This is a genomic window from Streptomyces sp. NBC_01788, from assembly GCF_035917575.1.
GTDB lineage: Bacteria > Actinomycetota > Actinomycetes > Streptomycetales > Streptomycetaceae > Streptomyces.
The window spans coordinates 4,530,010-4,549,799 of record NZ_CP109090.1 but is presented as its reverse complement, the minus strand read 5'-3'; the positions used below and the strand labels follow the sequence as shown (position 1 = coordinate 4,549,799).

Here is a 19,790-nt window from a genome sequence, read left to right as displayed (position 1 = left end):
GTATCAGCAGCACATAAGCCCCTCAAGGCAAGTCAGGCCCCGTGGGCCACAGGCGACTTGCCGCTGTCCGCCTGCAACTCAATCACGAGCACGCCCCCATGGGATACGACAGAACTACACCCAACCGAGTGTGCGACCGCGAATCCGTTGCCACAGTGCCCCTCCGGAGCCTCGACTCACACCCGGCCCGCGACCACCGAGCACGCACCATGCCTGCACGAATTGCTCACAAGGGAGCGGATCGGTCATGCAACGATCTCCCCCAGGCAGCGAGCATCGCTTCCCCTGACCGCGGCAACGCCCGCGAGACAGAGGTGACATGACGCACTGACACCACCGCCACAACTGGCAGGAGCAGGCCGCGGACCCCTCGCAACTCGGTAGCAGGACGTCCAAAATTGGCCCACACGCACAGGGGCCCAGCTTGGCGGAAGCAACCGTCGCACCGATACCGTCGAACTCTCTGTCCAACTCATTGTCCACGGGGAGTCACAGTGAAGCGACGCTCTTTGCCCGTTGCTGCCGCACTCGTCGCAGCCGCAGCCCTGCTGACCACGGCTTGTGGCGGCGGGAGCGGCAACTCCAAGGCGAACGAGACGATCCCGGGCGCTGACACCCCCGATGCGCGGACGTCGCCACCGCCCAGCTCCCTCGCTTCGGACGAGCCCCATCGGCCGGACATCGCGCTACCCAGCGACGTCAAGGACGACTTTGAGAGCTGGCATACAGGCGATCCCACCAATGACGCCATCCTCGCCGATGCCAGCCGCGCACAGACAGCTACCAACTACGCGATCGTCAAGGGGAACCCCGACGAACCGGCTCTCGCGTTCTATCGACAGGGGAACGCGCTCGTCAGCGGCGCCAGGTGGGTCAAGTCCTTTGTGGATGCTGGAATCACCTACACGGGTACTGTGCGGTACTTCAACCCCAATGTGGTCATCTTCAGCAAGACCTCGGCAGGAGTGACGTTCTGCACGGATGAAACCAAGGCGTTCAACAAGGACAGGAAGACGCAGAAGGTCGACAAGACGCCTGCGGACAAAGACTCGTACGTCTACTACAACACGCACCTGAAGAGGAACAAGGGCGGCGTCTGGCAGACGACGGAACTCGTATCCGACAGGGGGAACGCGAAGTGCACGCCTTGAGGTTGCACCACGCGGGGGCTGCGATCGGCGCTCTGACCATCGCATCTCTGCTGATCTCGAGCCCGGCCTACGCGAAGCGCGGTCCGGGCGGTTCCGACGGCGGCGCGAAAACGTCGGGGAGCAGATCCGGGAACACGCTCGAGTCACGGATCACCTATTCCGGCAGCGTCGGCGGGGCGAACAGTATCCGGACTGGCAACGTAGCCCCCGTCGACAATTGGAACCCGCCGGCGTGTTGGTACGAACCCGTGTCGGCCAAGGATTTCCAGAACCAGGTTGAGAGCCAGTACTCCGAGGTCGTCAACGACCCGGGGCAGCCCAACTACGCCAAGGCTGCAACGGGCCAGTTCCGGGACATGTACAAGGATGGCAAGTACAAGAACTTCAATCTTGACAAGGCCAACGAAGGCAACTGGTGGGTCGCGGTCCAGGATCCCAACCGACTCGACGATCCGAACGCGTTCACCTGCAGCAAGCTGCCTTTCTGGGTCCAAAACGGCGACACACCAGCTGTGCAGAACGCCGTCACGCCACAGATCCTCGCTGAACTCGCCTTCAACAGAATCCTGCTCCCCGACGCCGAGGTCACCCTCGCGCCGCAGAACGTGACCAAGGTCAACCTCCCGACGTGGGCCTGGCTTGACCCGTCCACGTTCAAGCCGGTCCGGGTGACCGCCTCCCTCAACGTGGCCGGCCTCAACATCCAGGCGACGACCACAGCCAAGCCGGTCTCCCTCAAACTCCAGCCCGGGACCGCTGACGCTGAGACCTACCCCGCTTCGGGCGCGTGCGCGATCAATGACGATGACTCGATCGGTGAGCCTTACAGCAAGGGCAAGTCCAACAAAACGCCACCTTGCGGAATCAAGTACACCCGCTCCTCCGGCAAGGGAACGTACAACCTCAAAGCGACCATCACCTGGAGGATCAACTGGACCGGCACCGGTGGCGCCGGCGGAGAGCTTCCCGACGGCACCTTCGCGGCGACCCAGGACGTCACCGTCCAGGAGATTCAGTCCGTCAACCGTTGACCAGCTGATGGGCGAACATGAGACAGAAGCGTTGACGGTCTGTTCTCAAATAGAAGACGGCACCCCCCGATCGCCGAACAGGACGCCCGGGCAGCGGCGTGCGAGGACGTACTGAGCCTCAACCTCAGACCCGAGGTCGCAACCGTCTCGCGGGCTTCTGCCCTAGCAGGAGGCAGAGCCGTTGCGTGGGAGCAACGCACTCTGAGGGCTCACTGAAAGTGTAAATGCGGGTTTTTTCGTCAACTGCCAGTGAAGAGTCAGTAAGGCACCCAAGGCCGCCTTATGGTTTACATCGCCGCTGACTGCGGCGTATCGATGACAGTGGGCACACAAAAGGGGCGTTCGTGGGGGAGTACGTCGGCGTGGATCCGGTACGGGTACGCAAACTCGCGGATCGACTCGAGGACTTGGAAGCCGTCCTGTCCAAACATGGAACGTTGATCCGCAAGAACTTCAAGTCCTGGGACAGCGCCTCGATCTGTCCCTGCTGGCTCAGCAGGTGGGGGCCGTCGGCCAGGACGCCCGGGACATGTCCAAGCGCGCCGATCTGGCCCGCAACCTGGAGGAAGCCGGCGGCGCGTCCGGCACGTGCACTCCCGATGGAAACATCATCAACATCCCTTGGGACATGAAGGATGTCGCCCAGGAGAGCTCCAAGGAGGCCAAGCAGGAAGCCGCCACCCTCAAGAAGGCGCTCGACAACCCGAAGGCGCCGGGGTCGCGAGAGGACATCGCGGCGATCGCGCAGTCACTGCAAGATCACAAGGATGACCCAGAGTATTTGAAGGCCTTCGCCGATGCGGGTGGCATCGCGGATGCGGCTCGGGTCGCCCAGGCGTTGCACACGGAGGACGGCACGCACAACTTCGTGGCACTGAACGACGAGTCAAAGAAGATCGTCGGAAAGTTCGCGGACGGGGTCAACCAGATCTTCAAGTACCAGCAGGGCAAGAACCCGAAGATCCCGCCCAATGCAGACTACGAGAAGGCACTGACGAATCCCGAGGGCGGCGACATGTGGTCCGTGGGGATGCTGTTCAAGTACGGGCCGAAGGGCGACGCATGGGAACCGCACCTGCTGTCGCACGTCGGCGGGGCCATGCTGGACTGGCGCAAGGCCCACAAGATGGACATGAGGCCGAGTTATTCGCCTGGCCAGATCGTCGGCATGGGCTATTCGCCCGAAGCATACGTAGACCCTGACAACGCCTGGTACAAAGAGCTCGGGCTCGCGCACTCCTATGTGGGCGAGAACTCGAAGGAAGCCTTCAACCGGGTCCAAGCCATCGACGCCAACGACCCCACGATCACGCTTATGCAGCGCATCTGCGAAAACGGCGACGCCGCGCACGATCTCCTCGCCGGGGCCGACGGAGCCGAGCACGCAAAAGAACTCGTCAACGATTACTGGGCCACGCCCGGCACTGACTTCAATGACGCCAAGTGGCCCGCCGCGGTGATCACAGCTGCCACGAGTAACCGGATTCAGCATCCCGAGGATTCGGCCACGGCCGCGGCCAACGTTATTAATGCCGGCGCGGCCAAGTACGCCGTCGACAAGACCAAGAGCGACTACGAGAAGGAGCAGTACCCGGTCAACACGGAAATCGAGAAAGCGCTGGCCTTCGTCTTCTCCACGTATGTGAAGGACTTCGCGGACACCACCGGAATCGACCAGGACAGGGCGTCCACCAAGGGCGACGGCACGGTCATGGTGCCCCAGGCCACCACGAAGGCGTTCCTCAGCGAGATCCTGGAAAACAAGGACAAGGAGATCGCCGGCAACGTCGTCCAAGCCATCAACGCCCAGATCAGCATGACCGCCCAGCACGGCATCGACGGGGCCGACGGCGCCTACATCAAGAAGCTCGCCGAACTGCGTGGAGAAGTCTCCGCCGCTGGTCACGCCGTGGACATGCAGGAGGCAGCGCTCGCTGACGCCGAACACGCCGCCCAGAAAAAGTGGTTCGACATCGCCGCCGCCGGGCTCGCCTCGGTGCCGCTACCAGGGGGCAGGGCGGCAGTGGAACTCACTGAGACGTGGGCGCAGGCGGCGATCTGGACGGGCTTGCCGCAGGCTGACGCGCAGTTCCCCTCAGATTCAGCGGAGCAGGCGAAGGCAGAGAGCAACTATCAGGGCATAAAGTTCCGCGACTCGACATCTATGGCGGCCCCGGTGATGGAGGGCCTCGCCCGGTCCGGGAAGCTCCAGGAGTGGCACGTCCAGCCACCAGTGAACCACCCGGAGTGGGCACAAGGTCACATTGTCATCAGGAGTGAACAGGACCGCGAGGACTTCAACGCCTGGTGGGTCAGCGCTCAGCAACAGAGCGGTCGCAAGGTCGGCGAGTTCGACCAGGAGATGAGGGAGGCCTTCGGTCTTGGGGTTGGTTAAGTCGGGACGCCACGGTCGGTGGCCGGCAATCGGGACGGTCTCAGCCGTACTGCTCGTGCTCGCGGGATGCAGTGAAAGAGGTGACGACTGGAAGGAGCCCAAGCAGGGGCAGGCGCTTGTCCTCCTCAATACGGACGCGGACGCCGCGTACAACGGGTTCGGCGACATCCCAGTGGGTCTCACCATCGCCAGGGACAACCAGGTCTACGGGATGTTCGTCGACCTCGTCACCATCAGAAAGGGCTCCAAGCTAAAGACCCTGCAGAGACACACCAATGGGCTGCACGGGCTCGTTGCCCTGCCCGACAACTCGTTGGCAACCGGCAGCGGCCGGCAGATCGTCAAGCTGAGCTCGAGTGGGCAGCAGACAGTGGTACTCGCGGGCGCAGAGGGTGTGGGGCGCAAGGCGGGGCAGCCGGCCCCAAGGAGCGTCCAGGCGAAGCGGTACCGCTTCGCCGACAAGGGGCCCACGCCCTTTGCTGCGCGAGCGGACGGCGCCATCCTGATCACGGACGACGACGTCATCTGGAGCCTCAAGGGCGACACTCTGACACGCCTCTACCAGATCCCTGCCGACGCATACCAGAGCGGAACCCGTTTCCTACCGGGCCGAGTGGCGAGCGGAACCAAGCACGTCTACCTGGCTACTCAACCGACACTTGGCGGCATCCAGGCGCTCGACCCCGACGGTACGGCACATTCTCTCTCCCTGCCCCGCAGTGTCGCCGGGGTAACCGGCGACACTGCGGGACTCCCAGTGGCCTGGATGACCGGCGACGGCGCGGAGGGCATCTACGTCAACACCCACGACAAGACACACTCTTATGTACTTCATCTGACACACGGCGAAGCCGAGTTGATTGTCAAGAGTGCGCCCCGTGACACGAACACCACATCGAATTCGGTCTGCAAACCGGGTCACTTGGTCGACGCGACGAAGCTGCCCTGCCCAGTTCCCTTTGCGCTGGCCTACTCCGCGTTCTCGGGCAGTCTGGTCATGGCAGGCAGTTCCTCATACGTTCTGCGCATTCCCACCGAGTAGGTCACATCGGCGTCGATCCGATGCAGCTGCCTCGCCGGATGCCACGGGCCCGCCGACTATGCGCTCGGTGTGGGCGCACACACCATGCACAGGAAGGAAATACGCACTCATGGGTCTACCTCAGGAAGACCGGCTGGATTACATGTGCCGACAAGACATGAACGCGATCGAGATCTCGGTGAACGAGATCCGCACCGCCATGAAGAACGTGGACAGCATGATGCCGAAAACCTGGATCGGCAAGAAGGCTGACAACTGGCGCACCGATCACGAAGGCCGCATGAAGCGGCTGAAGGCGTTGTTCGACTCATTCCCCGCAGAGGAAAACCGACTTGTCGAGAATGCTCGGCAGAAGCAGGCAGAGATGAACAGCAAGTTGCACTGAGGTACCGGCAGTTGGACTGACAACTCGGGTGTCGACGTGTCCAGCGCAGCTCTCCGCTTCCTCACGCAGCAGCTGCGGCGGCATCGCCGTATGATCGGCTACCGCTGGCAGCGCCTGAGCGTCAACCGCCAGGCCCTGCTAACCCTCACTCATCTGCGGGTGAGACACCTGTACGCCCACCTCGCGGCCGGGTTCGACATCGGCGCCACAACGGCGTACCGCTTGTCACCAAGGTTGTCGAACTCTTGGCAGCCCTCGCCCCCAGCCTGGACGACGAGGTGCGGGCCGCGTCGGTGAGGCATATCCGATTCTGGACGGCACGCTGCTGTCGATCGACCGCGCTGCCGCAGACCGGCCGTTTCTATTGCGGCAAGCGAAGGAAGCAAGGTATGAACGTGCAGGTGGTCATCGCAGATCGCCTCGGTCGACTGCTGTAGGCCTCCCCGGCCCTGCCTGGCGCCGTCCACAACGTCCGTGCAACCCGCGAACACGGCATCGTCGACGCCCTCGTCGAGGTCGGCATCAAGTGCTGGGGAGACAAGGGGCACCGGGGTGCCGACGGCACGGTCCGCGTCGCGTGCTGAGGGACGGCGGGAGGCCCTCTCCGTAGGCCGGAAGGCAGTGAACCGGTCCCACGCGACGATCCGGGTCCTCGTCGATCAGACCGTCGCCACCCTCAAATCCTGGCGGCCTCCGCAAACTACGGGGCTCGACCACCCGGATCACGAGTCCCAGGCCGTCCTCCTCACCCTTCAACTGACCAGCTCAGAGTGAGGATGGGAAAGACTCGGTGGCTAATCTGCTGCTCATCACAGGCCTGTTGAACGTTAAAGGTAGTGTCAAGCGGGCACTTCAACGGGAACGGCCTGGAGGCACACGTGGCGTTCGGCAGGGGCAGCAAGGCGAAGGCAGCGGAAGAGCCACCGGTGGAGCCTGTCGCGTGGCAGAGCGTCTGGAGTTTCGTCGTGGGGTCGGTGGAACGCCCCCTGTCACCCAAGCGGTCCCGGGCGGTGTCGGGCAAGCCCGCCGTTCGTGTGCCCATGGGCTCCAAGCATCTGCCGGTTCTGGCACCATGCGCGTTTTTGGGATCGTCATCCCTACCGCATCTTCCGTCACGTCCGGACTTCACGCTGTACGAAGATCCCGACGTGCAGCGTCTTCTCTGCTTCGTCGAGGAGCCGCAGGAGGTGAACGGCGAGCGGCACTACGTCGTCCGAGACGCACAAGGGCAGGCAATCGGCACCCTCCGGCGGATCCCTCCGAAGCGACCCTTCAAGCACACCTGGCGTATCGACCAGCCAGGACACCCGGAGATCGTCGGACGCAACGAGTGGGCCAGTGGCGGCGCGAAGGACATCGCCGGGCGGGCGGCGGGACGCTTCGTCAACGGCCTCGTCGATGACCTGTTGAATCCCGGCGATGGTGACACACCGAGTAAGGGCCGCTCCTTGGAGTGGCGGGCCGGTGACGAGGTCGTAATGATCTCGGAGGGCAGCACGGAAGTCCGGGTACGGAAGGACTGGGTGGACCGTCGGCTGGCCTTCGCCTTCGCCCTGGTGGGCGACAAGTAAGCAGCGCGTGCACCTGACTGTTTCACGTCGATTTTCTGAGCCGCGTCATGACAAGCGCATGAGGCCCACCCGCGGCCACTCCAGTACCAGCGACGCGAGGAGGTGGTCATCGTGTTGATCGGTCCTTCAGTGCTTCCCGGCTCTGTGGCGCACCGTCACTCGCTATCGATCAGACACTCGTTCCTGTCCGGTAGCAGGTTCGTGATCTCGTCCCAGACCTCGGAAGAATTCGATTTCACCAGGACGAGTGGACTGCCCGGGCCCACCTGATCCGGCATGATGGGCTCGTCCGGCTGCTCTCAGCCCCAGTAGCCGAGTGGACCGCTGTCCCAGACGGCTGGGCGCGGATCATCGCTACGCGCTCGTCGTCGTGCTCGCCGTCCCAGCCGCACTGGTCCCACGGTCGCGTGCTTCTTGGCAGTGTCGACGAGCGAGTCGATGTGGTCGGCCAACGACCTCAACTGGGCGGCGCGACGGTTGAGTTCCTGAATATCAGGATTTGCCATAGCAGCCTCCCCCGCTGGCCGATGCCACCAGCGTACTGACGCCGCCTCACTTGTCCTGCCCGGCCCCATGGGCCGGACCATCACCGTTCGTTCACCGGAAGGCCCCATCCCCCGCAGTGCTGGACGAGGACCACGGATGGTGAGGTAGCGTCCACTGTTGCAAACGGACAGTCCGCTTGCCTTTGAACCAACGGGGAGGATCGCTATGGATCGCGGTGCAGATCTCCATCGGCTTCGGGAGCTCTCCAAGCTCTACGCCCGCAAGTCTCACGATCTGCAGGTGCTTATCAAGGAGCTGGACTCGGCGACGGGCAGCAGCGAGAGCTACTGGAAGGGCCCTAAGGCCGACCGGTTCCGCCAGGACTGGCACGAAGTCAAGCCGACGTTCTCGAAGTGGGTCGACACCCTGCACGACGCCAGCAAGTCGGCCAACACGAGCGCCGACAACATCGAGCGCGCCACCTGATCCCAGGCGGCCCTTGCTCGTGCCGCTTTCTGTCAGTGCCCGGACCCCAGGCCGTCCCAGCCTGGGGTCCGGGCACTGGTGGTGCGTGTACGCGCTCCGGAGGCTCAGACGCCCTTCTGGTACAGCCGGGCCTCGGCCGCTGGGACCTTGTCGGGCTCATTACGGATGGCAGCGTCGACAAGCGGGAGCAGCTTGCCGACCTCTTCACCCAGCTTCTTGTGGCGGCCTTCCAGTTCGCGATGCCAGGCGCGAGCGTTCTTTCCGACCCAGACCTTGTCGCCGCCGATGTCCCGCGTCGGCCCCTGCAGCGCCTTCGTGAAGGACTCGACGTCTCTCGCGAGGTCGCGGCGCAACTTCTCCAGGTCCGCTTTTCTGGGGTTCGCGACTTGAGGTTCGGAATCCGTCATCCGTGTGACCTTTCAGCCTTTGATGCCTTCAGCACCGTGTGACGCCGTACCGCAAGGAAGATCGCACCTGCCAGCAAGACCGGCGCCAGCACCAGCGACACCAGCATGGGCAGCGTCATGGCCGGCGGGCTCTGCACCCACTTTGTCGTCAGCACCCTGCTCGGGTCCCGTGGGTCATAGGTCACCGACACGGAGGAACCCTCGACGAGACCAGCAGGACGCCTTCCTCCCCAGTCACTGAGAGCCGTCTCCTGCGCCCCGCGCTCGGGATCGTCGAATCGGATCCTGATATTGCCTGGACTGCCGAACTTGTCCCGCGGCGAGGCCACGATGTCGGCGGCGACGGACACTCCTCGGGAACGCAGGTCGTCCACGAGCGAGTGCGAGGGAAGCCAGAGCACCAGGAAGGCTCCGAAGGCCGCAACGGCCATGAGGAAGATGGCCGCGACAAGCCGTCGCTGCGGCAGTGGCGTCTGCCGCTCACCCGCGCGCAGTTTGCGCAACTCGGCCTCCGCGGCCAGCCGTTCGGCAGATTTCGGTGGCGGTGTCCACTCGTCCCGCGACCGCTTCTTTTTTCCCACGAGAACGATTCTCCGTCTCAAAGCCCTAGCCAGCCACCGAGCTTCTTGGCCGCGTGGCCTATCCCCTTGCCGACCTCCGAGGCCGCATGACTGACGGCGTGCACGGCCTTCTTACCGGTATCGGTGTTCAGGGCGTAGTAGGCAGCGTAACCAAGCCCGGCACCGACCACGATGCCTGCTGCCACGCCCCAGCCGACCGGTCCCCCGCAAGCCGCCACAGCAGCCACGCCGGCCCAGGTACCGGCCATTCCGGCTCCGAGAGAGGCGACGTTCGAAACGACGGCCACATCCGGGTCCGAGTGGTTGACCTCGATGTCGTATGCGATACCGCCGACCGTCAGCAGTGTGCCCACCAAGGGAACCCGCCCGCCCGCTCTGAACATCTTTCCGAGCCATCCGGCGTTGGCGCCGGCAGGCGCCGCCCTGATGAACGGGATCTTGTCAGCGCACCAGCGGACTCCGTCCCCGACCGAGGCCTCCATGAGCCTGGACAGCGATCCCATACCGTATTTGGAGAAGACACGCTCGGCCTCACGGGAGGCTGTCTTGGAGGCCTTCGCGTTGAAGCTCGTCTCCTTCCTGAACCTTGCGCGCTCGGCGGGCGTCATGGCGTTGATTCGTTTCTCATAGGCCGCCTTGGCCGCCTTCGAGAACTCTTCCGCCTCGTCCCAGAACTTGTCCGCCAGGTTGGACTGGACGCCAATGACGGCGGCCACGAGCCCCGCGTGCACTGTCCACGTCGCCTTGGGGTCGCCCAGGTCCGTGACCGCCTTCGTCAGGTGCTTCCACGCGGTGTCCCACAGATCGGGGTCGTCACCCTGCATCAGCGCCCGGTTGAAAACCGCCCCCGGCTCGTCCTCGGGGATGTCACCGTGGAAGAGATCCAGCACCTTGTTGAATCCGGGTGCCGGGCTGGGGGCGTTCGCCGCTGCCGTGAACGCGGCACCGAACGTCTTGGCGTCCTCCTCGGCCGTCGGCGCGTTGGACAGGGCGATGGCCATGGGAAGGTTCTTGACGAGGTTCGGGTCCATCTTGGCGTAGAACGCCGAGGCGAAGTCCGGATCACCCTTGTGCTTCGCCAGTTCCTCGGCGATGCGGTGGAATTCCGGGCCGGCCTCCTCGGGTGACATCCCCGCGAGCGCGTCGGCTTCCTTGGCCAGATCCGCGCCCTCCGTCCGCGCCTGCTGCACCGTCCAGACCGGCTCGCGCAGTTGGACCATGGTCGGCCTGGGCCCCACTCCCTTGAACTCCATGGCGTCCGCCAGTGCTTGGCGGCGGCGGAGCATGGGCAGTTCGTCGTCGACCCAGGAGGCGATCCGATCGATCTGAGTCAGACTGCCGGTATCGAGTCCGAATCTCTGGAATCGACCGAAGTACGCGCCCTTGCCCGAGTGAAGGGTCTTACTGCCCGACACGAGGTTGTTGATGGTTTTCAGGAGGTTTTCGGGATTGATTCCCGAGAAGTTCGGATCAACCATCTGTCGGATTCCCCGCACTGCCGGGAAGTCGCGGGTCCATGAGAATGGCTCCGGCGCCCGACCCTTGCAGTACCGCCTCCATCTTGTCGGCCGGGAGGGCGACCCACGGCTGTTCCTCGCCCAGCGCGTCGACCAAGCGTGCCACGGTGGAGAAGGCGAGGGCGACGAGCTGCTCCCCGCCCGACTCCGTCCGCAGAGGAATGAGCATCACATCGACCGTGCCTTCAAGGAGCGGTGCACCGTCTTCGTCTCGCGGCAGATCCGTCATCGTGGGCAGCACCAGAACATCTGGAGTTTCTTGGGGCGGCTGCGTCGAATCCATCAGGCCATCGTACGAGTTGTACGCCGATCGAAGCATGAGGCGCACTAACGCTTGGCAACTTCCCCGCAATTCCCGGCCGCCGCCGAGGGGTGGCCGGGACTCCGTCGGCTCGGACGGAGTCCCGGCTGCTGCGCCGCCGTGTCGTCAGTCGTTCATGACGGCCTGGACGGGCATGAACGAGCCTCCCGACACGAACAGCCCGCTGCCGGCCGGTCCGCCGCCGCTGTTCGCCGGCAGCCGGATGCCGAACAGTTCTCCGTCCGAGGGGCTTTGCGGGGTGAGCAGCAAGCCGTTCCGGGACTTGCGGGCCTCTGTGACGAAGCCGCGGTACTGACCCGAAAGGCTGTCCGTCATCCCGGCGGCGATGAGCCCGATGCCTCCGTCCCCGCCCTTGCGGATCACGCTCTCCAGGGCCTCGTCGAGCCGAGTGTCGTAGACGAGTTCCGCGTCGTCGACGACGACGGCGTACGGGCCTCCCTCGAGGTTCTCGACCAGTTCCTCGAGGTCTTCCTCTCGGCTGTCGGCGTTGAGGAATCCCAGGACACCGGCTTGCCCCTCCAGATCACGCAGCGGCGAACGGCGCGGCGTGACGACGACCACGGGGGTACCGGCCGCCAGGAGTGACTGGGTCGCCGCCGTCAGCAGGGTCGATCGGCCGGACTTCGGCGGGCCTGCGATGACGAAGCCCGGACCGTTCTCCTCCAAGTCGACACCGACCGGGTGCAGTTCGTCACCGCCGACACCCAGCAGTGCCCACAGTGGCGACGAAGGTGCGAAGTCGGGGTCCAAGGCCAGCGCCTCGGAGGCCGTGATCCGGGAAGGCAGTGCGTCCACCCGCATGGGGCGGCGCCCTGCGGGCAAGCGGCCGTGGCGTGACGCGGCCTCCTCCGCGATGGCTCGCAACGCACGGACCTGGGCCTGGCCCGACGGGTCGTCGTCCAGTAGGGCGATCTGGGTCTCGTCGACACCGACGTCGGTGATGCGCAAGGCTCGGCCCGGCGGCATGTTCTTGGGCACTTCGCGAGCCTGGAGGCCCGCCGTGGAGTAGTCGTTCGGGTCGGCGAAACGAAGAACGAGCCGCTCGGCGAAGGCGGAGGAGACATGACCGCTCAGGCCGCTGCGGTCGGCCGTCATGACCACTTTCAGGCCCACCGCGGAGCCTTCACGGAAGATCCTCTGCATCAGCTCGATCAGCTGACCGTAGTTGAAGCTCTCGAAGGTGGAGGTGAAGCCTTCCCAGCTGTCGAGGAGCAGCACCATCCACGGGAGCCGGTCCTCGGGCGCCGCGGCCGCGCGCTGTTCCGCGGCGCTGGAGGCGCCTTCCATGGCCAGCAGTTGCTGACGCCTCGTGATCTCGGCCAGCAGCCGGTCGACCAGGCGTCGCACCCGGTCGGGCTCGTCGCGGCTGACCACGGCTCCGACGTGCGGCAGTCGCATCAAGGGCAGCAGCGCGTTGGAACCGCAGTCGATGCCGTAGACGTGCACGTCGTACGGGGAGGTGGTGCTGGCCAGGGAGCCGGCCAGCGTGCGTAGGGCTGTCGAGCGCCCACAGCGTGCGCCGCCCACCAGCATCGTGTGCTCGCCGTGCACGAGGTCGAGGACCATGGGCCTGCGGCTCTGCTGGGTCGGGAGGTCGATCAGGCCGAAGGGAATGGGCGGCACGTCCTCGCCGCGTTCCTTCTGAGCCGAATGACCCCCGTAGGTGGCCAGTTCGTCCAGCGTCACCTTCTGCGCCAGCGGCTCCAGCCACGGGCTGCGCTGCTTTCCGACGCCCATCCGCAGCGCGCCGTCAGCCACGGCGTCGACGAGGACCGCCAAGTCCGTGACCATGGTGCCGTCGGTTTCGGACTCCGCCGGCTTCGGCAGCGGGCGGCCGTAGGCGTTCCAGGGCAGGTGGAGCAGCGTCGCCTTGGGGCCGGTACGGCCCGTGGCGGGGCGGCGGCCACCGATACGCGCCGACTGCACGCCGACCAGGGACTGAGCACCGGAGCGGACGTACATGCGTCCGGGGCTGGACTTCGCGATGGCGCCCGAGTCGGGGGCGTCGATGACGTCCATGGACTCCGACGCGTCCGTCACCCGTAGCGCGATCCGCAGGTTGGTGTTGGCGCGGATGTCCGCGCTGACCACGCCCGCCGGCCGCTGTGTGGCCAGGATCAGGTGCACACCGAGGGAACGGCCACGGCGAGCGATGTCGACAAGGCCCGCGACGAAGTCGGGGAGTTCGGCGACGAGCGAGGCGAACTCGTCGATGACCAGGACGAGCCGAGGCATCGGCTCGAGCTCGGGGCGGATCTCGCGCGTGTCGTTGTAGTCCTCGATGTCCTTGGCGGCCGCGTCGAAAAGGATCCTTTCCCGGCGGTGCAGTTCGGCCGCGAGGGATGCCAGGGCCCGCTCGGTCAGGTGCGCGTCCAGGTCGCTGACCATGCCGACGGTGTGCGGCAGGCGGGCGCAGTCCATGAACGCGCTGCCGCCCTTGTAGTCGATGAGGACGTAGTTCAGGGCGTCGGGGCGGTTGGCGACGGCGAGCGAGGCGATGATCGTCTGCAAAAGCTCGGACTTACCGGCACCCGTCGTACCCGCGACAAGTGCGTGCGGACCGTCTCGCCGGATGTCCAGCACGAACGGCCCGTCTGCCGCGATGCCGATGGGCGCGGCCGTGGTCGAGCCACCCGCCTTCCAGATCCGCTCCACATCCCTGCCCGTGGGATCGGACAGCCCCAGCAGACTCAGCAGGCGGGCGGAGGTGGGCAGGCTGCTGTCGGCATCGTCACGGCTGACATCGCGTACAGGCGCGAGGGACCGGGCGAGCAGTTCGCACCACTCCAGAGTGACCTGGTCGGCCAGGACGTCCCCGGCGGACTCCAGACCGTACCCGCGCACCCTCAGGTGGTGCGCTGCCTCGGGTGCCCAGGCCACGACAGCCTTGCACTCCTCGGGCAGCAGGCGCTCGTCCTCGTCGATGCACAGAGCGAGGATGCCGTACTGCGGTCCTTCGGTGAGCAGTTGGGGCATGCCGGCTACCCGGCGCAGAAGGCGGGCTCCGTCGAGGACCAGCAGGATGTTGGGGTCCGGGTACAGCTGACCCGTCATGTTGTTCTGCTCGCGGGCCGCCTTGCGCCGGGCCAGTTCGTTGAGGAGCTCGTTGACCCGGCGGGTGATGCCCTCCGAGTCGAAGCCGACCAACGCCACGCAGTCCTGTCCCTGATCGGGGTTGGTGTGGGGCAGCCAGTGCGTCCACTGCCACTCGGCTCCTGCGGCCGGGGCGGCCGCGAGCGTCACGAGCGAGAGGTCCCGGGGGCTGTGGAGGACGGCGGCCTGTACGCCGAGCCACCGTGCCGTGGCGAGAGCTCGGGTCCGGTCGCCCGCGATGCCGACGACCCCGACCCGGGCGAAGGGGAGGGTGACCGGCACATCCGGCAGGATAGGAGGCTCCGGAGCGTCCTCGGCGTACGACGTGATGCCGTTGGCGAGGACGAGTTCGACGTCGGAGGGCAGGTTGCCGACCCCGACTCTCAGCTGCATCGCGTCCTGGTCCGTGAGCCGGCGCTCCCAGAGGCGGCGGCGCGGACCGGTGGCGAAGAGCAGGATCTCAGCCGGATCGGGGGTGTCCTCGCGGCGAGCGCGCTGCTCCTCCTTGCCCAGTACGGCCAGTTCGGCCTGATGGGCGGCGAGATCCTTCTTGTATCGCCTGAGCGAGGTCTTGTGCTTCTTCTTGCCCTCACGGTTCTCGCTCAGCCACTGGCCCGCCATCATCAGCGGGCTCATGAGACAGAACGCCAGCATGTAGATCTGCTTGGTGACGAAGTACATGCCCAGCCCGAAGAGCAGGGGCATGAACGCCATGAGGAACTGGAAGCGTGCCCGCTCTCCCTTCGTGGGCGGCACCGGCACAACGAGCCGCCGTCGGGGGCGCAGTGAAGAAAGGCGCGGGGGACGGTTGTAGGCGAGGCCGCCTTCGCTCATCGGGGACAGATGTGCGTCGGGCTCGGACATCTTGTCGAGTACCACGAGTGAATCGCCGACGCGTACGACACCGCCGAACGGCCAGGTGGTCCCGGCCCCCACCAACTCGTTGTCCAGTCGCACACCAGTGCTGCCTTCAGGGGTGAGCGTGGCGTTGCCGCGCACATCAATGGTGAGCCGTAGCGCGACCGGCGGCACAGCGGCATCCGGCAACGAGAGCGAGCAGGTGGGCGCCGATCCGATGGTGGCCACACCGACACCCAGCCGGATCACGCGGCCCGACGCGGGGCCGGCTGAAACCCTGAGCTCGTACTGACCAACCGGCTCGCCCCGGCGCAGAAGTGGGCCTATCGAGTCGTCGACGGAGACGCGCATGCCATCGCGCAGCACGGCGACCGCGGGGGCGCCCTGCTCGCAGGGGACGCCGTCCGCCCACAGCGACAACGTCCCGGATGCCGCGGCGTCGTAGTCGGGCAGGGAGGCAGAGGATCTGCCGGGCATCGGCACGACGTTTCCCCGGTTTTCACCGGGCGGGTGCACCGGGTGCTCGAGAGCCGCCCTCAGCGCCTCCGCAACGTCTCCGGCGGTTGCCGTGTCGTCGGTGGTGACCACGACGTCGTGCGGCTCACCGCCCTCGCGCACGACCGTGACTAGCGTCTGCATGCTGGTGTTCCTCCCCGTTGGCCTCTGTGGCCACATTCGTTGATACAGCTGACGGAGACTAGTGGCAGCCCGGGTTGCCGCTCTCGTCCGATGACGTCCCACAGCCCTACGGGTTTTCACGTCGTTCGCCACGAATGAGTGGGCGCCGATCACCGCGAGCCGCGGCGAGTCCGGCCGCCAAGGTGCGCACTGTGTGCTTCGGCAACGTCCCGCAGGGCTTGTCCGTCCTTCGTGTTGCCCTGTGCTGCACTGCGGCTTGAGCGGTTGGTGTGCTGTCGTTCGCTGCAGCAGACACAGTAGTGACAGCGGAGGCGAGAAAGATCCCTGGGGCACAGGCAGGGAGATTGACTGGATTCGCCCTGGTCCGCCGCTACTTGACCTTCGACAGCCGCGCCACCGGGTTTCCCTCCGCCGCGCTGTCCGCCGTGTACTTGATGTCCTCGCCCACCGGTGCGAGGCGGACCGTGTGGGGGGCCGGGTTGCAACCCGCGTGGTTGGTCTTCGCGCCCCGGGAGACGGCGACCAGCTCGGTACTCGTCACCTGCTTCAGGGTGAGTACGTCGTCGCAGATGCCGCCGAGCTGGTCCGTCTGGTGGAGGCTGCCCAACTCCTGGCCCACGGCGGCCTGGTGGACGGTCAGCCGGAAGTCGCCGAGGGGCAGGGTGCCGTCGAGGGCGGTGCCCTGGCCCTCCCAGGTGCCGAGGTAGCGGGCGGGGACGGGCGAGCCCGCGGTGGTCGGTCCGGTGGAGCGGTGGTCGCCGCTCGCGGTGGCGGCCGGTGGCGGTGTCCCGCCGGCGCTGTCCTCGCTGCCGTCCCGGAACGGCAGCAGCCACAGCACCGAACCGGTGGTCACCACCGCCAACGCGCTGGCGACCACGAGAACCATGGTGCAGCTCAGGCGGCGGCCCCGGCCTTCGGCGCCGGGCGCCGCACCGCCGGCCACGGTGACGGAGAACCGGCCGCGGGCGGTGACCGGTGCGGTGGTCCCCTGCGGGGGCGCCTCCTCCCGCGCGGGGAGGGATGGGGGCGGCGAGACCGGCATGGAGGGTGGGGGTCCGAACCCACCGCCGAGTCCCTCTTCCGCGGGCCGCGGGCGCTCGCCGGTGGCGGGTCCGGGGAAAGGGCCGGGCAGGGAGGGGCTGAATCCGCCGCCGGGTACGGCCTCCGTGGGCTGGGGGCGCTCGCCGGTGGCGGCTCCTGGGAAAGGGCCGGGCAGGGACGGGCCGAACCCGCCGTCGGGTACGGCCTCCGCGGGCCGCGGGGGATCGTCCGTGGCCTTCGGGGGCGGGCCCGGGACCGAGATCCTGCTGAAATTCAGCGGGCCGGACGGTGGCTGGGCCGGGGGGTCCGGCGCCGTTGCCTCCAGGTTCAGGAGCGACACGGCGCTGCGGCTGACCTGTTCGACCAGGCGGGACGGGAGCCAGCCGGCCACGATCAGGCGGGAGGCGCCCTCGGGGGCGAGGCGGCGGGCCACCTCGCCGGTGCCGGGGCGGGCGGCGGGGTCCTTGGCCAGGCAGGCTGCCGCGAGGTTCCGCAAGTCCCCGCTCAGTGAGCCCAGTTCGGGCTCCTCATGGACGACCTTGTAAAGGAGCGCCGCCGAGGAATCGCCCCGGAACGGGGACTCGCCCGTCGCGGCGTGCACCAGCACCGCGCCCAGGGAGAAGACGTCGGCCGCGCCCGTGACGCCCTTGCCGAGGATCTGCTCGGGCGACATGTAGCCGGGCGAGCCGACCGAGACGCCGGTCGAGGTCAGGGACGCGGTGCCGTCGGTGGCACGGGCGATGCCGAAGTCGATCAACAGGGGGCCGTCGAGGGTGAGCAGCACGTTGGACGGCTTCACGTCCCGGTGCACCAGGCCCAGTTCGTGCACCGCCGCCAGCGCCTCGGCCAGGCCCGCCCCCAGCGCCCGTACGGAGTGCCCGGGCAGCGGGCCGGCGTCCGCGACCGCCGCGGCGAGGGAGGGGCCGGCCGCGTAGGCGGTGGCCACCCATGGCACCGGCGCCCCGGGGTCGGCGTCCAGGACCGGTGCGGTCCAGGCGCCGCCCACCCTGCGCGCGGCCTCGACCTCGCGGCGGAACCGGGCGCGGAACTCCTCGTCGAGCGCGAAGTGCGGGTGCACGATCTTCACCGCGACCGTGCGGCCGCCCGCGCTGCGGCCCAGGTAGACACGGCCCATGCCGCCGGAGCCCAGCCGGCCGAGCAGCCGGTAGGGGCCCACGGTGGCGGGCTCGTCCTCTTCGAGCGGCTGCATGGCGCTTCCCCCTCCCCCGTACGCCTCACAGCAGGGTAGTGCGCTACGGCCGCAACAGCTCCACCTTCACGTCCGCCGGGAAGCCGGTCGTCGGGCCGACGCGCCGCGCGAACTCGGCGACCGCGGCCAGTTGCGGGGCGCCGAAGCTGAAGTCGAGGGTGGTGAAGTACTGCTCCAGGATCTCCTGGTCGAACGCCTCCCAGCGGGCCGCCTGTTCGGCGACCTTGCCGACCTCCTCGAGGGAGAGGTTGCGGGAGGCCAGGAAGGCCTCGTGCACCTTGCCGGTGATGTCCGGCTCGCGCCGGAGGTAGTCGCGCCGGGCCGCCCAGACCGCGAAGACGAACGGCAGCCCCGTCCACTCCTTCCACAGCTGGCCGAGGTCGTGCACGTCGAGTCCGTAGCGCGGGCCGTCGTGGAGGTTCGCGCGCAGGGCGGCGTCGCCGATGAGCACCGCCGCCTCCGCCTCCTGCATCATCAGGCTCAGGTCGGGCGGGCAGGTGTAGTAGTCGGGGGTGACCCCGTACCGCTCGGCCAGCAGCAGCTGGGCGAGGCGTACGGAGGTGCGGGAGGTCGACCCGAGGGCGACCCGGGCGCCGTCGAGCCGGTCCAGCGGGACCTGCGAGACGATCACGCACGACATCACCGGGCCGTCGCAGCCCACGGCGATGTCGGGGAAGGCGACCAGATCGTCCGCGTTCTTGAGGAACTCGACGAGGGTGACCGGGCCGATGTCGAGTTCTCCCCGCACGAGCCGCTCGCTGAGCTTTTCCGGGGTGTCCTTCGTCAGCTCGAAGTCGAGGAGCGTGCCGGTTCTCGCGAGCCCCCAGTAAAGGGGCAGGCAGTTGAGGAACTGGATGTGGCCGACGCGCGGCCGGGTGCGAGAAATGTCCACATCGGGAGGCTAGACCCTGCGCGGCACACTCCCCCCGCCGCCCCCGCCGCCTCCGTCATGACCACTCCTTGGCCGCACTCCTTGGCCGGCCCGCCCCGGACACCCCCGCCGCCACCTCGTGACCCGGCCCGCCCCGGACCCCCACCCACGACCCCGACGACCCCGACGACCCCGATTGGCGCAGTCCCCGCCGGCCTTCTGTGAGGGCCTGTCGATCTCGGTGCGTCAACCTCTCACCAGAACCTTCAAACATCCGGGTGAAGTGATCTTGACCTCTATTGCATTCGGCGGCCCACATGCTAGGCTCGCCAGCAAGTTGCAGTTTGGTTTCCCTTGCAGTACAGAGCCTGCGGAGCATGTGACCGCGGGCTCTGGTCGTTTTCAGACGTATGCAGTTGTGCGGCGATTTCGTTATCACACTTGCAGGTTCTGGAGCAGGGCGACCCTTTGAGCCCAAGGAGGGCTTATGGCTACCGGAACCGTGAAGTGGTTCAACGCCGAAAAGGGCTTTGGTTTCATCGCCCAGGAAGGCGGCGGCCCCGACGTTTTCGTCCACTACTCCGCAATCAACGCGACCGGTTTCCGCTCCCTCGAAGAGAACCAGCAGGTGAGCTTCGACGTCACGCAGGGTCCGAAGGGCCCGCAGGCGGAGAACGTCACCCCGGTCTGAGCGTTCGCGCGCA

Annotated in this window: 15 protein-coding genes and 1 pseudogene; 9 read left to right on the top strand and 7 right to left on the bottom strand. The window is 66.8% G+C overall.

Annotated features, from left to right (window positions below):
- Positions 1-494 precede the first annotated feature (494 nt).
- From OIE49_RS20645 to OIE49_RS20610, 8 genes and pseudogenes are all read left to right on the top strand, one after another.
- Complete coding sequence (locus tag OIE49_RS20645; protein ID WP_326803592.1) at positions 495-1,151, top strand: hypothetical protein; 657 nt, start codon at positions 495-497, stop codon at positions 1,149-1,151.
- Positions 1,139-2,182: a hypothetical protein gene (locus tag OIE49_RS20640; RefSeq protein ID WP_326803591.1), complete on the top strand. Its 1,044-nt coding sequence runs from the start codon at positions 1,139-1,141 to the stop codon at positions 2,180-2,182. Before OIE49_RS20645 ends, OIE49_RS20640 begins: the two co-directional genes overlap by 13 nt.
- Positions 2,183-2,711: 529 nt before the next feature.
- Positions 2,712-4,577 (top strand): hypothetical protein, encoded by a 1,866-nt coding sequence (locus tag OIE49_RS20635; RefSeq protein WP_326803590.1) that lies wholly within the window; start codon positions 2,712-2,714, stop codon positions 4,575-4,577.
- A 55-nt stretch (positions 4,578-4,632) separates the two neighbouring features.
- Positions 4,633-5,619, top strand: a complete 987-nt coding sequence (locus OIE49_RS20630) for a hypothetical protein (RefSeq protein WP_326803589.1) — start codon at positions 4,633-4,635, stop codon at positions 5,617-5,619.
- A 157-nt stretch (positions 5,620-5,776) separates the two neighbouring features.
- Positions 5,777-6,004, top strand: a complete 228-nt coding sequence (locus OIE49_RS20625) for a hypothetical protein (protein WP_326803588.1) — start codon at positions 5,777-5,779, stop codon at positions 6,002-6,004.
- Positions 6,005-6,040: 36 nt separating this feature from the next.
- A pseudogene (locus OIE49_RS20620) lies at positions 6,041-6,778 on the top strand (transposase family protein).
- 104 nt (positions 6,779-6,882) lie between these two features.
- Positions 6,883-7,575, top strand: coding sequence for a hypothetical protein (locus tag OIE49_RS20615; RefSeq protein ID WP_326803587.1), 693 nt, complete (start codon positions 6,883-6,885; stop codon positions 7,573-7,575).
- Positions 7,576-8,286: 711 nt separating this feature from the next.
- On the top strand, positions 8,287-8,547 hold the full coding sequence (locus OIE49_RS20610; protein ID WP_326803586.1) for a WXG100 family type VII secretion target: 261 nt from the start codon (positions 8,287-8,289) through the stop codon (positions 8,545-8,547).
- A 104-nt stretch (positions 8,548-8,651) separates the two neighbouring features.
- Here the strand turns inward: OIE49_RS20610 and OIE49_RS20605 are convergent, their stop codons facing one another.
- From OIE49_RS20605 to OIE49_RS20575, 7 genes are all read right to left on the bottom strand, one after another.
- Positions 8,652-8,954 (bottom strand): hypothetical protein, encoded by a 303-nt coding sequence (locus OIE49_RS20605; RefSeq protein ID WP_326803585.1) that lies wholly within the window; start codon positions 8,952-8,954, stop codon positions 8,652-8,654.
- Entirely contained in the window at positions 8,951-9,535 is a 585-nt protein-coding gene (locus OIE49_RS20600) for a DUF3592 domain-containing protein (RefSeq protein ID WP_326803584.1), read from the bottom strand. Before OIE49_RS20600 ends, OIE49_RS20605 begins: the two co-directional genes overlap by 4 nt.
- Positions 9,536-9,552: 17 nt before the next feature.
- Positions 9,553-11,013, bottom strand: a complete 1,461-nt coding sequence (locus OIE49_RS20595) for a hypothetical protein (protein ID WP_326803583.1) — start codon at positions 11,011-11,013, stop codon at positions 9,553-9,555.
- Positions 11,006-11,335 carry an SAV_915 family protein gene (locus OIE49_RS20590; RefSeq protein ID WP_326803582.1) on the bottom strand — a complete coding sequence of 110 codons (330 nt, stop codon included), beginning with the start codon at positions 11,333-11,335 and terminating at the stop codon, positions 11,006-11,008. Before OIE49_RS20590 ends, OIE49_RS20595 begins: the two co-directional genes overlap by 8 nt.
- A gap of 144 nt (positions 11,336-11,479) precedes the next feature.
- The gene (locus OIE49_RS20585; protein WP_326803581.1) at positions 11,480-15,964 is read right to left on the bottom strand and encodes an FtsK/SpoIIIE domain-containing protein; all 4,485 of its coding nucleotides are present in this window, start codon (positions 15,962-15,964) and stop codon (positions 11,480-11,482) included.
- A gap of 370 nt (positions 15,965-16,334) precedes the next feature.
- Positions 16,335-18,215, bottom strand: a complete 1,881-nt coding sequence (locus tag OIE49_RS20580; RefSeq protein ID WP_326803580.1) for a protein kinase domain-containing protein — start codon at positions 18,213-18,215, stop codon at positions 16,335-16,337.
- 43 nt (positions 18,216-18,258) lie between these two features.
- Positions 18,259-19,107: a menaquinone biosynthetic enzyme MqnA/MqnD family protein gene (locus OIE49_RS20575; RefSeq protein WP_100572417.1), complete on the bottom strand. Its 849-nt coding sequence runs from the start codon at positions 19,105-19,107 to the stop codon at positions 18,259-18,261.
- Between the two features lie 466 nt (positions 19,108-19,573).
- Here OIE49_RS20575 and OIE49_RS20570 point away from each other — a divergent pair, with 466 nt between their 5' ends.
- Complete coding sequence (locus OIE49_RS20570) at positions 19,574-19,777, top strand: cold-shock protein (protein WP_004984723.1); 204 nt, start codon at positions 19,574-19,576, stop codon at positions 19,775-19,777.
- The last annotated feature ends 13 nt before the right edge of the window (positions 19,778-19,790 follow it).

Coding starts and splice junctions, on each gene's coding strand:
- OIE49_RS20635 (WP_326803590.1), top strand. CDS start 2,712: ATGTCCAAGCGCGCCGATCTGGCCCGCAACCTGGAGGAAGCCGGCGGC.
- OIE49_RS20625 (WP_326803588.1), top strand. CDS start 5,777: ATGAACGCGATCGAGATCTCGGTGAACGAGATCCGCACCGCCATGAAG.
- OIE49_RS20610 (WP_326803586.1), top strand. CDS start 8,287: ATGGATCGCGGTGCAGATCTCCATCGGCTTCGGGAGCTCTCCAAGCTC.
- OIE49_RS20605 (WP_326803585.1), bottom strand. CDS start 8,954: ATGACGGATTCCGAACCTCAAGTCGCGAACCCCAGAAAAGCGGACCTG.
- OIE49_RS20595 (WP_326803583.1), bottom strand. CDS start 11,013: ATGGTTGATCCGAACTTCTCGGGAATCAATCCCGAAAACCTCCTGAAA.
- OIE49_RS20590 (WP_326803582.1), bottom strand. CDS start 11,335: ATGGATTCGACGCAGCCGCCCCAAGAAACTCCAGATGTTCTGGTGCTG.
- OIE49_RS20585 (WP_326803581.1), bottom strand. CDS start 15,964: ATGCAGACGCTAGTCACGGTCGTGCGCGAGGGCGGTGAGCCGCACGAC.
- OIE49_RS20580 (WP_326803580.1), bottom strand. CDS start 18,215: ATGCAGCCGCTCGAAGAGGACGAGCCCGCCACCGTGGGCCCCTACCGG.
- OIE49_RS20570 (WP_004984723.1), top strand. CDS start 19,574: ATGGCTACCGGAACCGTGAAGTGGTTCAACGCCGAAAAGGGCTTTGGT.